The following is a 12,979-nucleotide window of genomic DNA, read 5'->3' on the forward strand; positions in this document are numbered from 1 at the left end:
GTGGGTGACGGCTGCGGCGTGGGGGTCGGGGACGGAGTCGGCGTAGGCGTGGGGGTGGGCGTGGGCCTCGGGTTCGGCTTCGCCGGTGGGGTGGGTGCCGTCGGCGCCGCGAGGCCGCCGTCCGGGACTTCATGGGTGCCCTTGAGGTAGTACGTGAACCAGGAGCGCACCGTCCGCAGGTACTCCGTCGACCGGTTGTAGGACAGCACGGCCCGGTCCAGGTCCGCGTCGACGCGCAGGTCCCGGGCACCCGCGCACAGGTACCGGGCGGCCGCGAGGGCCGCGTCGTGCACGTTGTTCGGGTTGCGCCGGCCGTCGCCGTCCGCGTCCTGGCCCCACGCCGCCCACGTGGAGGGGATGAACTGCATCGGCCCGACGGCCCGGTCGTACCGCGCGTCCCCGTCGTAGGCCCCGCCGTCGGTGTCCGAGATGTTCGCGAAGCCGTTGCCGTCGAGCACCGGCCCCAGGATCGGCCGCAGCGTGGTCCCGGCGGCGTCCACCTGCCCGCCGCGCGCCTGTCCGGACTCCACCTTGCCGATGGCCGCGAGGAGTTGCCAGCGCAGACCGCAGCCGGGATCGCTCTGCCCCACCGTCTTCTCGGCCCGCCGGTACGCCGCGAGCACGCTCGCCGGTATCCCCTGCGCGGCCCCGCCCACGGCGACCGCCGCCGCCGGCTGGGGCTGCGGCGCCGTCTGTTCCTGCAGCCGGGCCTCGGGCGGCCCGTCCGGCAGCACCACGGCCGGCGGCTCCGGGCTGATCAGCGGCGGGAGTTCGGTGAAGTACGACGAGTCGCCGCCCCTCGGGTCCGCCGCAAGGGGCGGGGCGCCGTTCGCGCCCGACGCCGACACCCGGTCCGGGCCGACGGGTGAGGGCCCGCGGGAGCCGGTCAGCGCCGCGGCCGTCAGGGCACAGACCAGGGCGGCGGTCGCACCCCTGTACAGCCTGTAGCGCCCGCGTCCGCCTGATATGGACGACATGAGCCGGACCCCTCCCCCTCGACGTCCGCGTGACCCTACGTCAACTGCCTTGAGAGAGCACGGACAGCGCGTCGGAATTCACCACATCCCCACGTCCATGTAGCGGTCACGCATACTGTCGGGACCCTTCGAGCGCATTGGCCCGAAGTAAAGGAACGCGCACGGAACGTCCAGGAGAGGTGCCATGCCCTTCACTCTCAGCCATGCGGCCGCCGTACTGCCGGCCGTCCGCCGGACGGGGCGTGCGCGGGGGCCCCTCGTGGCCTCGGCGCTCGTCCTCGGCTCCTTCGCACCCGACACCTTCTACTTCACGGACGCGATCGTCGAGGGCGTCATGGCGTACGGCGCCTTCACGCACTCGCTGCCCGGGGTGCTCACCGTGGACGCGCTGCTCACCGCCGTGCTCGTGGGCTGTTGGCTGCTGCTGCGCGAACCGCTGGTCGCGCTCCTGCCGCGCGGTTCGCGGGGCCGGGTGCACGCCTTCGTGCGGGGTGAGGAGTGGCGGGTGCGCCGCCGACTGCCCGCGCTGGCCGCATGGTTCTACGTCTCGGCGGTCATCGGTTCGCTCACGCACGTGGTGTGGGACAGCTTCACGCACATGGACCGCTGGGGGACGAACGCGATGCCGTGGCTCGGCGAGCCCATCGCCTTCGGCTTCCCGCCCTACACCTTCCTGCAGTACGGCACTTCGGCGGTCGCGGCCTGTGCGCTGCTCTGGTTCACGGCGACGGCGCTGCGCCGGCTGCCCGCGTCCGCGGCCCCCGCGGAGGTGCCGGTGCTCGGCCGTGCCGAGTACTGGGGCTGGCTGGCGCTGATCGCGGCGTGCGTGACGACCGGGGTCACCGTGCGCGTGATCCGCTTCTTCACCTTCTTCGACCGGATCCGCACCCCCCTCGACATCATTCCGACCATCTGTTTCGGGGCGGGCGGCGGACTGGCGGTGGGCCTGCTGCTCTACGGGCTGCTGGTCCGGCTGCGCCACCGCCGCGACGGGCGCGACCACGTGGGGCGCCCGGCGGGCGAGGAGACGGACGAGGAAACGCGGACGCCCGTCCCCACCGCCTGAGCGGACGGTGGGGACGGGCGCCGGCGGTGCCTCACGTCGGTCAGTGCGCGGCGGACTCCCAGTCCGCGCCGACGCCCACCGACACGTCCAGCGGGGCCCGAAGTTCGACGGCGGCGCCCATCTCGCGGCGCACCAGCTCCTCCACCCGCTCGCGCTCACCGGGGGCGATCTCCAGCACGATTTCGTCGTGGACCTGGAGCAGCATCCGCGACCGCAGGCCGGCCTCGGCGATCGCCTTGTCCACGCGCAGCATCGCGACCTTGACGATGTCGGCGGCGGTGCCCTGGATCGGGGCGTTGAGCGCCATCCGCTCGGCGGCCTCGCGGCGCTGGCGGTTGTCGCTGTTGAGGTCGGGCAGGTACCGGCGGCGGCCGAAGATCGTCGCCGTGTATCCGGTGGCGCGGGCCTCGTCCACGACGCGCTGGAGGTAGTCGCGCACCCCGCCGAACCGCTCGAAGAAGGTCTCCATCAGGCCGCGCGCCTCGGCGGGCTCGATGCCCAGCTGCTGGGACAGGCCGAAGGCGGACAGACCGTAGGCCAGGCCGTAGGACATCGCCTTGATCTTGCGGCGCATTTCGGCGTCGACCTGGTCGCGCTCCACGCCGAACACCTGGGAGGCGACGGTGGTGTGGAGGTCCTCGCCGGTGGCGAACGCCTCGATCAGGCCCTCGTCCTCGGAGAGGTGGGCCATCACGCGCAGCTCGATCTGGCTGTAGTCGGCCGTCATCAGCGACTCGAAGCCCTCGCCGACGACGAAGCCGCGGCGGATGGCACGCCCCTCGTCGGTGCGCACCGGTACGTTCTGCAGGTTCGGGTCGGTGGAGGACAGACGGCCGGTCGCGGCGACGGTCTGGCTGAAGCTGGTGTGCACCCGGCCGTCGGCGGCGATGGTCTTGACCAGGCCCTCGACGGTGACGCGCAGCTTGGCCTGCTCCCGGTGACGGAGCATGATCACCGGCAGTTCGTGGTCGGTCTGCGTGGCCAGCCAGGCCAGCGCGTCGGCGTCCGTGGTGTAGCCGGTCTTGGTCTTCTTCGTCTTCGGCAGGTCCAGCTCGCCGAAGAAGACCTCCTGGAGCTGCTTGGGCGAGCCGAGGTTGAACTCGTGGCCGACCGCCGCGTGCGCCTCCTTGACCGCCTGCTGCACCGCTCCGGCGAACTGCTGCTCCATGGCTTCCAGGTGGTCGCGGTCGGCGGCGATGCCGGCGCGCTCCATCCGGGCGAGCAGCTCGGAGGTGGGCAGCTCCATGTCGTGCAGCAGCTCCGCGGCGCCCACCTCGGTGAGCTTGCCGGTGAAGGCGTCGCCCAGGTCCAGGACGGCGCGGGCCTGCGCCATCAGCGCCTCGGCCTCGGCCGTCTCGTCGGCGCCGAAGGCCAGCTGCCCGTCGGCGGCGGCGGGGGCCAGCTCACGGTGCAGGTACTCCGTGGACAGGGCGTCCAGGGCGAAGGAGCGCCGGCCCGGCTTGACCAGGTAGGCGGCGAGCGCGGTGTCCATGGTGATGCCGGCGAGGCTCCAGCCGTGCTCGGGGAAGACCCGCATCAGACCCTTGGCGTTGTGCACGACCTTGGGCCGGGTGGCGTCGGCCGCCCAGGCCGCGAAGGCCCGCTCGTCCGTCTCGTCGAGCTCGGCCGGGGTGAACCAGGCGGCTGCTCCCCCGGCGGCGGCCAGCGCGATCTCGGCGACGTTGCCCTGGCCGAGGGCCCAGCTGTCGACGGTCGCGACGCCCAGCGGCCCGCCCGCGTGGCTCTCCAGCCACGGCGCCAGCTCGCCCGTGCCCAGCACGGACGCGTCGAGCTCCACACCGGCCGCGGGCGCCGGGGCGGCCTCCTGCTCGGCGGCGCCCGGGTCCACGGCGAGCAGCCGCTCGCGCAGCGACGGGTTGCGGATCTCCAGCACGTCCAGCACACCGGTGACCGCGGACCGGTCGTACGGCAGGCGGCCCAGGTCGGCGGGGGTCTTGGACAGCTCCACGTCCTTGACCATCTCGGTCAGGACCCGGTTGAGCTTGACGGCCTCCAGGTGGTCCCGGAAGTTCTGCCCGGCCTTGCCCTTGACCTCCTCGGCGCGCTCCACGAGCTCCGCGAACGACCCGAACTGGGTGATCCACTTGGCTGCGGTCTTCTCGCCGACGCCCGGGATGCCGGGGAGGTTGTCGGACGGGTCGCCGCGCAGCGCCGCGAAGTCCGGGTACTGCTGCGGGGTCAGTCCGTACTTCTCCTCGACCTTCTCCGGCGTGAAGCGCGTCAGCTCCGAGACGCCCTTGGTCGGGTAGAGCACGGTGGTGTGCTCGGACACGAGCTGGAAGGAGTCCCGGTCGCCGGTGACGATCAGCACCTCGAATCCGAGGGCCTCGGCCTGCGTCGCCAGCGTCGCGATCACGTCGTCGGCCTCGAAGCCGTCGACGGCGAACCGCGGCACCTTCATCGCGTCGAGGAGCTCGCCGATCAGCTCGACCTGGCCCTTGAACTCGTCGGGCGTCTTGGAACGGTTCGCCTTGTACTCGGGGAACTCCGTCGAGCGCCACGTCTTGCGGGACACGTCGAACGCCACCGCGAAGTGCGTGGGCGCCTCGTCGCGCAGCGTGTTCGCCAGCATCGACGCGAAGCCGTAGATGGCGTTGGTCGGCTGCCCCGTCGCGGTCGTGAAGTTCTCCGCGGGCAGCGCGAAGAACGCCCGGTACGCCAGGGAGTGCCCGTCCATGAGCATCAGGCGGGGGCGGTCCGCTGCGGTCGTCTGGTCCGTCTTCTTCGATGCTGAATCTGCCACGTCCCCGATCCTAGGCGCCCCCACCGACAATTCCGGCCCGTCGCCTCCCCCGGCGCATCCGCCCCGCCGGACGCCCCCGGCGCACCGGTCCGGGCGCCGCGAACACCGGACCGCCCTCCCCCGGTACCCATGGCTCGTGCAAGGATCGAAGCACGCGGCCACCCGTGCTGCACACGTACGTACGCTCGAAGGGGAGCGCGATGGCGACCAAGCCGCCCACAGGCGATCCGGTACAGGACGCGCCGCAGGTCACACCGCCCAAGCAAGCGGCCGCCGGGCTGCCCGCGATCGGTCACACCCTGCGGATCGCGGGGGCGCAGATGGGCCTGGCCCGCACCGCCCGCACCCTCCTCAAGGTCAACCAGAAGGACGGCTTCGACTGCCCCGGCTGCGCCTGGCCCGAGGGCGACAAGCGGCACACCGCCGAATTCTGCGAGAACGGCGCCAAGGCCGTCGCGGAGGAGGCCACCCTGCGCCGGGTCACCCCGGAGTTCTTCGCCGCGCACCCCCTGGCCGACCTCGCCACCCGCTCCGGCTACTGGCTGGGCCAGCAGGGCCGCATCACCGAGCCCATGTACCTCCCCGAGGGCGGCGACCGCTACGAGGCGATCAGCTGGGAGCGCGCCTTCGCCGTCATCGCCGAGGAGCTGACCGCGCTCGGCTCCCCCGACGAGGCCCTCTTCTACACCTCGGGCCGCACCAGCAACGAGGCCGCGTTCCTCTTCCAGCTCTTCGCCCGCGAGTTCGGCACCAACAATCTGCCCGACTGCTCCAACATGTGCCACGAGTCCTCGGGCTCCGCGCTGACCGAGACCATCGGGATCGGCAAGGGAAGCGTCTCCCTCGAAGACCTCCACCAGGCCGACCTGATCATCGTCGCCGGGCAGAACCCGGGCACCAACCACCCGCGCATGCTCTCCGCCCTGGAACAGGCCAAGACCGCCGGCGCGAAGATCATCTCGGTGAACCCGCTGCCCGAAGCCGGCATGGAGCGGTTCAAGAACCCGCAGACCCCCCTCGGCATGCTCAGGGGCACCGCCCTCAACGACCTCTTCCTGCAGATCCGCATCGGCGGCGACCAGGCCCTCTTCCGGCTCCTCAACAAGCTCGTCATCGAGACCGAGGGCGCCACCGACGAGGACTTCATCCGCGAGCACACCCACGGCTACGAGGAACTCGCCGCCGCCGCGAAGGAAGCCGACTGGGACGAGACGCTCACCGCGACCGGCCTGACCCGGCCCGAGATCGAGCGCGCGCTGGCCATGATCCTGGCCTCGAAGCGCACCATCGTCTGCTGGGCCATGGGCCTGACCCAGCACAAGCACGCCGTCGCCACCATCCGGGAGGTCGTCAACCTCCTCCTGCTGCGCGGGAACATCGGCCGCCCCGGCGCCGGCGTCTGCCCCGTCCGCGGGCATTCCAACGTCCAGGGCGACCGCACGATGGGCATCTTCGAACGCCCCGCGCCCGCCTTCCTCGACGCCCTCGACAAGGAATTCCGGATCACCTCGCCCCGCGGCCACGGATACGACGTGGTCCGCTCCATCGAGGCGATGCGCGACGGCCGGGCCAAGGTCCTCTTCGCCATGGGCGGCAACTTCGTCGGCGCCACCCCCGACACCGACGTCACCGAGGCCGCGATCCGCCGCACCGCCCTGACCGTGCACGTCTCCACCAAGCTCAACCGCTCCCACGCGGTCACCGGCCGGCGCGCCCTGATCCTGCCCACCCTCGGCCGCACCGACAAGGACGTCCAGGCGAGCGGCAAGCAGTTCGTGACCGTCGAGGACTCCATGGGCATGGTCCACGCCTCCCGCGGCAACCTCGCCCCCGCCTCCCCGCACCTGCTCTCCGAACCCGCGATCGTGGCCCGCATGGCCCGCGCCGTCCTCGGCACCGCCTCCGCCACACCCTGGGAGCAGTTCGAGCGCGACTACGCCACCATCCGCGAGCGGATCTCCCGCGTGGTCCCCGGCTTCGAGGACTTCAACGCCCGCGCCGCCCGCCCCGAGGGCTTCCGCCTCCCCCACGCCCCGCGCGACGAACGCCGCTTCCCCACCAGGACGGGCAAGGCCAACTTCACCGCGGCGCCCGTCGAATACCCGCGGGTCCCGCAGGGCCGGCTGCTCCTGCAGACCCTGCGCAGCCACGACCAGTACAACACCACCATCTACGGCCTCGACGACCGCTACCGCGGCATCACCGGAGGCCGCCGCATCGTCATGGTCAACCCCGCCGACGCCGCCGAGCTCGGCCTGGCGGACGGCTCGTACACCGACCTGGTGAGCGAGTGGAGGGACGGCGTGGAGCGGCGCGCACCGGGGTTCCGCGTCGTGCACTACCCGACCGCCCGCGGCTGCGCCGCCGCCTACTACCCCGAGACGAACGTGCTGGTACCGCTCGACTCCACCGCGGACACCAGCAATACCCCGGCCAGCAAGTCCGTCGTCGTGCGCTTCGAACCGGCCTGATAGAACGACCTCAGGACATGAAGGTTAACGAGCGTTGACGAACGGAGCCTGACCATGGGTGAGCAGCACGCAGTGAAGTTCCCGCAGGAGGTCCTCGACGAGTACGCGGCCCTGGGCATCGACCTGCCCGCGCTGTTCTCGGCCGGCGACCTCGGCGAGCGCATGGACATCCGCATCCTGGAGGCCTCCGCCGACCGCGTCGTCGGCACCATGCCGGTCAAGGGCAACACCCAGCCCTACGGACTGCTCCACGGCGGCGCCTCCGCCGTACTGGCCGAGACCCTGGGCTCGATCGGCGCCATGATGCACGGCGGCATCAACAAGATCGCCGTCGGGGTGGACCTGAACTGCACCCACCACCGGGGCGCCCGCACCGGTGTCGTCACCGGCGTCGCCACCCCGGTGCACCGCGGCCGCTCGACCACCACCTTCGAGATCGTCATCACCGACGAGCAGGACAAGCGGATCTGCACCGCCCGCCTGACCTGCCTGCTGCGCGACGTCGACCAGGTCGCCGGGGGCGCCGGGGCCCACGCGCAGGCCTGACCCGGCCGCGAGCGCGGCACCCGCGCCCTCGGTGCGCCCCGGGCCCGGACCCCGACCTTCACGGGCGGTGGATCCGGGCCTGCGCCGTCCCGGCGCTCCCGGGCGTACCACCCCGGCCCGCAACCGCCCGGAATCCGCCAGTCCGCACGCTTCGCGGTGACATCTGTTGTCTCGCAGGTGGCCACCGCCTACCGTCCCCCCATGGGGACCATGCCACGCACGGCCCGGTACGCCGCGCACATCCTCCTCGCGGCGCTCGCCCTGGCCGGATGCTCATCCTCCGCACCACCCTCCGCGGCGGGTTCCGCGAGCCCCTCCGCCCCCACTCCCGCCTCGCCCGTACAGGTGTGCACGAGCCTGGTGTCCTACTGGGCGAAGGAGACCCTCCTGGGCACCACATGGTCCGGTCTCGACTGGGAACAGAAGGGGCTTTCCAACGACCAGTACGCGATCCACGAGGACGCGGTGGCCGCGGGACGCACCGAGGAACGAACTACCGGACGGGAAAAGGCACTTGAGCTGATCGACCGGTTCGTCGCGCAGCGCTGCGCCGAGCAGGGCGGCGCGACCCGCAGTTCGGAGAACTGGCGTCCGCCGGTGTGACCGGCGTCACCGCATTCCGAGCACGCTGTCCGTCTTCCGGTCAGCCGCCCGCGCGGGGCCGAACCGCAGGTGAGGGCCCTGGCGGCCACCTGAACAAGATCGTTCACAGCCCCGACACAACGCCGTAATGATCACTCTGCGTAATGCACAGGACGGTCTTAATCCGTCTTTTCCCTTGAGAATGGCCACCCCGCGGATTCTTTCGGACACGCGCAGCCACATTCGGCTGAATTTGATCTAAGACAGGTGCATGAAGCCCTCAAGCCCCTTAGGGGAACAGGTATTTCTCACGATGCGGACAATGTCAGGGGTACCTAAATGTCCGGTTTGTTCTAACTCCCACCACACATTCTTGGCCTTGGCATAACAAGAGCGTCACATCCTCCTTTCCCGCCTCCCGGTGCTCGCCACCTCGGCCCTAGAGTCACGGCCAGTCACCGCGCCGCAGGGCGCGAATCAGCACGGCCGTGGACCTCTCCAGTGCGGCCCGGCGACCCAACGGCACCTCGACAGAGGGCTGCGCCAGGGAAAGGAAGAATCGTGCGACACCGTTCTTTGCTCATCCTCACCACCGTGATCACCACGGGAGCACTGACCCTCACCGCTTGCGGATCGCGCGACGGAGGCTCCAAGGACAACAGCGGCGGCAAGAAGACCGTCGTCGTCATCGGCGTCGACGCCCCGCTGACCGGTTCCCTCTCCGCTCTCGGTCAGGGCATCAAGAACTCCGTGGACCTCGCGGCCAAGACGGCCAACAAGAACAACGAGGTCCCGGGCATCGAGTTCAAGGTCGAGGCCCTCGACGACCAGGCCGTCCCGGCCTCCGGTCAGGCCAACGCCACCAAGCTCGTCGGCAACAAGGACGTCGTCGGCGTCGTCGGCCCGCTGAACTCGGGCGTCGCCCAGCAGATGCAGGGCGTCTTCGCCTCCGCCAAGCTGGCGCAGGTCTCCCCCGCCAACACCAACCCCGCGCTCAGCCAGGGTGACAACTGGGGCAAGGGCGAGTTCAAGCGCGGCTTCGACACCTACTTCCGCACCGCCGCCACCGACGTGGTCCAGGGCAAGTTCGCCGCCCAGTACCTCTTCAAGGACGCCGGCAAGAAGAAGGTCTTCATCGTCGACGACAAGCAGACCTACGGCGCCGGCCTCGCCGCGATCTTCGCCGACGAGTTCAAGAAGCTCGGTGGCGAGGTCGCCGGCACCGACCACGTCACCGTGAAGGAGACCGACTTCTCCTCCACCGCCGACAAGGTCAAGTCCTCCGGCGCCGACTCCGTCTACTTCGGCGGCCAGTACCCCGAGGGCGGCCTGCTCGCCGACCAGATCAAGAAGACCGGCGCCAACGTCCCGCTCATGGGCGGCGACGGCATCCAGGACCCGGCGTTCATCAGCGCCTCCGGTGAGGCCAACGAGGGCGACCTCGCCACCTCCATCGGCTACCCGGTCGAGAAGCTCGACACCGCCAAGAAGTTCATCGAGGACTACAAGGCCGAGGGCTACAAGGACCCGTACGCCGCCTACGGTGGCTACTCCTACGACGCCGGCTGGGCCGTCATCCAGGCCGTCAAGGCCGTCGTCGCCGCCAACAGCGGCAAGCTCCCCGACGACGCCCGCGCCAAGGTCGTCGAGGCTCTCGGCAAGGTCTCCTTCGAGGGCGTGACCGGCAAGGTCGCCTTCGACCAGTACGGCGACACCACCAACAAGCAGCTCACGGTCTACAAGGTCGAGGGCGGCAAGTGGGTCGACGTCAAGAGCGACACCTTCAACCAGTAAGCCGTAGCACCCAGCAGCACCCGTAACACCCGCATCACCTGAACCAACGCCGCGCGAGGGCGCAAACAGTGCCCTCGCGCGGAGTCTTATCCGACACGCTCATCGGAGGCCCTGCGGTGCACGAACTGCCGCAACAGCTGGCCAACGGCCTGGCCCTCGGTGCTCTCTATGGTCTCATCGCCATCGGGTACACCATGGTCTACGGCATCGTCCAGCTCATCAACTTCGCCCACGGCGAGATCTTCATGATCGGCGGCTTCGGCGCGCTCTCCGCCTACGCCATCCTCCCGACCGGCACCAGCCTGCTGATCGCGATCCCAGTCATGATCATCGGAGGTGCGATAACCTCCGTCGCCGTAGCCTGCGCAGCCGAACGCTTCGCCTACCGCCCCCTGCGCAGCGCTCCCAGGCTCGCACCCCTCATCACCGCAATCGGCCTCTCGATCGCGCTGCAGCAGCTCGTCTGGCAGTTCTACCCGGACGCCAAGAAGGCAGTCAGCTTCCCCGAGTTCAAGGGCGCGGCCTTCAAGATCACCGACAGCCTCGCGATCCAGCGTGCGGACCTCTTCGTCCTCATCCTCGCCCCGCTCTGCATGCTCGCCCTCGGCGTCTTCGTCCAGAAGAGCCGCAGCGGCCGCGCCATGCAGGCCACCGCGCAGGACCCCGACACCGCGAAGCTGATGGGCATCAACACCGACCGCATCATCGTCATGGCCTTCGCCATCGGTGCCGCGTTCGCCGCCGTCGCCGCCGTCGCCTACGGCCTCGACAAGGGCCAGATCAACTTCGAGATGGGCTTCATCCTCGGCCTCAAGGCCTTCACCGCGGCCGTCCTCGGCGGCATCGGCAACATCTACGGAGCCATGGTCGGCGGCGTCGTCCTCGGACTCGCCGAAGCCCTCTCGATCGCCTACATCGAAGAGATCCCCGGCATGCAGCAGCTCGGCGGTGGAGCCTGGTCCAACGTCTGGGCGTTCGTACTCCTCATCGTCGTCCTCCTCGTGCGGCCACAAGGCCTGCTCGGTGAGCGCGTCGCGGATCGGGCGTGAGAACCATGACCACCAACACCACCCCGCAGACCGACACCGCGAAGACGGCCTCCGCGCCCGCCGCACTCCTCTACGCGGTCATCGGCGGCAGCCTCCTCACCATCGTCAGCGCCTTCCTCGCCTGGACGTGGACCGCCGACTTCCCCGGCGACCTCACCTTCTACGGCAGCCCCGCCGGCCTCCAGTACGTCACCCTCGCCGGAGCGGCCCTCACCCTCGTCTTCGCGCTCTCCGCGCTGGGCGTCAAGGGCCTCGGCTGGCTCACCCCGGCCGGCTCCCGCAAGGCCGTCTGGTTCCTCGCCCTCGGCAACGCCGCAGCCACCTGGTTCACGGTCGTCGCGATCACCGTCGTCCTCGGCGGCGTGATCAACCTCGAACCCGGCGCCTACGTCGCCCTCGTCGGCTCGCTCGTCCCGGCCCTCGCCGCGTACAAGCTGCCCGACGACACCCGCAAGGCGGCCGCCCCCAAGGCGAAGCTGCCCTCCTGGGCCGAAATCCTCGTCATCACCGGCGTCTTCGCGCTCGGCCTCTTCGTCATCACCTTCGGCATCGACACCGATGACAAGGAACCGCAGCTCTTCGTCGCCTACCTGATCACCGTCGCCTTCGCGGCCCTCGCCCTGAACAAGTCGGGCCTCCTCGCCCGCTTCTCGGCCCTCACCGCGAACAACCGCCAGGTCACCCTCATCGGCACGGCGGCCGCCGCGATCGCCTTCCCCTTCATCCAGCAGAGCGGCGACACCTACACGCTCATCGCGGTCAACATCCTGATCTTCGCGACCGTCGCCCTCGGCCTCAACGTCGTCGTCGGCCTCGCCGGCCTCCTCGACCTCGGATACGTCGCCTTCCTCGGCGTCGGTGCCTACGCCGCCGCCCTGGTCTCCGGCAGCACCGCCTCCGCCTTCGGCATCCACCTCCCCTTCTGGGCGGCGGTCATCGTCGGCGCACTCGCCTCGCTCGTCTTCGGCGTGGTCATCGGTGCACCCACCCTCCGCCTGCGCGGCGACTACCTCGCCATCGTGACCCTCGGCTTCGGAGAGATCTTCCGCATCGCCATGGGCAACCTCGACGGCGACTCCGGCCCGGACATCACCAACGGCCCCAACGGCATCCCGAACATCCCCCACCTCGAACTCTTCGGGTGGAACTTCGGCGAGTCCCACATGGTCGGCGGCATCGAACTCGGCGCCTACGCCAACTACTACTTCCTGATGCTGCTCGTCATGGCTCTGGTCGTCGTGGTCTTCTCCCGCGCCGGCAACAGCCGCATCGGGCGCGCCTGGGTCGCCATCCGCGAGGACGAGACCGCCGCCGAGGCCATGGGCATCAACGGCTTCAAGGTCAAGCTCATCGCCTTCGCCCTCGGCGCCACCCTCGCCGGCCTCGCCGGCACCGTCCAGGCGCACGTCAACAGCACGGTCGTCCCCGAGAACTACGTCTTCGCCGGGCCCGTCCCGCCGAACTCCGCGTTCCTCCTCGCGGCCGTCATCCTCGGCGGCATGGGCACCATCCGCGGCCCCATCCTCGGCGCCGCACTGCTCTTCCTGATCCCGGCGAAGCTGGCCTTCCTCCAGGACTACCAGCTCCTCGCCTTCGGCATCGCCCTCATCCTGCTCATGCGCTTCCGCCCCGAAGGCCTCATCGCCAACAAGCGCGCGCAGCTCGAGTTCCACGACGACACCGCTGACCAGGCCCCCACGGACCTGGCCACCGCCAAGGCGGGGGCGTGA

General features: G+C 70.3%; 9 protein-coding genes. 7 read left to right on the top strand and 2 right to left on the bottom strand.

Annotated features, from left to right (window positions below):
* Positions 1-977: lytic transglycosylase domain-containing protein (locus IG86_RS0129680; RefSeq protein WP_051785498.1), on the bottom strand; the 977-nt coding region annotated here is incomplete at its 3' end.
* Positions 978-1,161: 184 nt separating this feature from the next.
* Here IG86_RS0129680 and IG86_RS0129685 point away from each other — a divergent pair.
* Complete coding sequence (locus tag IG86_RS0129685) at positions 1,162-2,043, top strand: DUF4184 family protein (protein WP_037848579.1); 882 nt, start codon at positions 1,162-1,164, stop codon at positions 2,041-2,043.
* A 40-nt stretch (positions 2,044-2,083) separates the two neighbouring features.
* On the opposite strand, the gene polA is transcribed toward IG86_RS0129685, so the two are convergent.
* Positions 2,084-4,807 carry a DNA polymerase I gene (gene polA / locus IG86_RS0129690; protein WP_030824844.1) on the bottom strand — a complete coding sequence of 908 codons (2,724 nt, stop codon included), beginning with the start codon at positions 4,805-4,807 and terminating at the stop codon, positions 2,084-2,086.
* Positions 4,808-5,007: 200 nt separating this feature from the next.
* On the opposite strand from polA, the gene IG86_RS0129695 reads away from it, so the two are divergent.
* The 6 genes from IG86_RS0129695 (at position 5,008) to IG86_RS0129720 (ending at position 12,979) form a co-directional block, all read left to right on the top strand.
* Complete coding sequence (locus IG86_RS0129695) at positions 5,008-7,278, top strand: FdhF/YdeP family oxidoreductase (RefSeq protein ID WP_030824841.1); 2,271 nt, start codon at positions 5,008-5,010, stop codon at positions 7,276-7,278.
* A gap of 54 nt (positions 7,279-7,332) precedes the next feature.
* The gene (locus IG86_RS0129700; RefSeq protein WP_030824838.1) at positions 7,333-7,824 is read left to right on the top strand and encodes a PaaI family thioesterase; all 492 of its coding nucleotides are present in this window, start codon (positions 7,333-7,335) and stop codon (positions 7,822-7,824) included.
* 201 nt (positions 7,825-8,025) lie between these two features.
* Complete coding sequence (locus IG86_RS0129705) at positions 8,026-8,427, top strand: hypothetical protein (protein ID WP_030900919.1); 402 nt, start codon at positions 8,026-8,028, stop codon at positions 8,425-8,427.
* 540 nt (positions 8,428-8,967) lie between these two features.
* On the top strand, positions 8,968-10,200 hold the full coding sequence (locus IG86_RS0129710) for a branched-chain amino acid ABC transporter substrate-binding protein (RefSeq protein ID WP_030824832.1): 1,233 nt from the start codon (positions 8,968-8,970) through the stop codon (positions 10,198-10,200).
* Positions 10,201-10,316: 116 nt separating this feature from the next.
* Positions 10,317-11,249: a branched-chain amino acid ABC transporter permease gene (locus IG86_RS0129715; RefSeq protein ID WP_030824829.1), complete on the top strand. Its 933-nt coding sequence runs from the start codon at positions 10,317-10,319 to the stop codon at positions 11,247-11,249.
* A 5-nt stretch (positions 11,250-11,254) separates the two neighbouring features.
* Entirely contained in the window at positions 11,255-12,979 is a 1,725-nt protein-coding gene (locus IG86_RS0129720) for a branched-chain amino acid ABC transporter permease (protein WP_030824826.1), read from the top strand.

The organism is Streptomyces virginiae (assembly GCF_000720455.1).
In the GTDB taxonomy this organism is placed as follows: domain Bacteria; phylum Actinomycetota; class Actinomycetes; order Streptomycetales; family Streptomycetaceae; genus Streptomyces; species Streptomyces virginiae.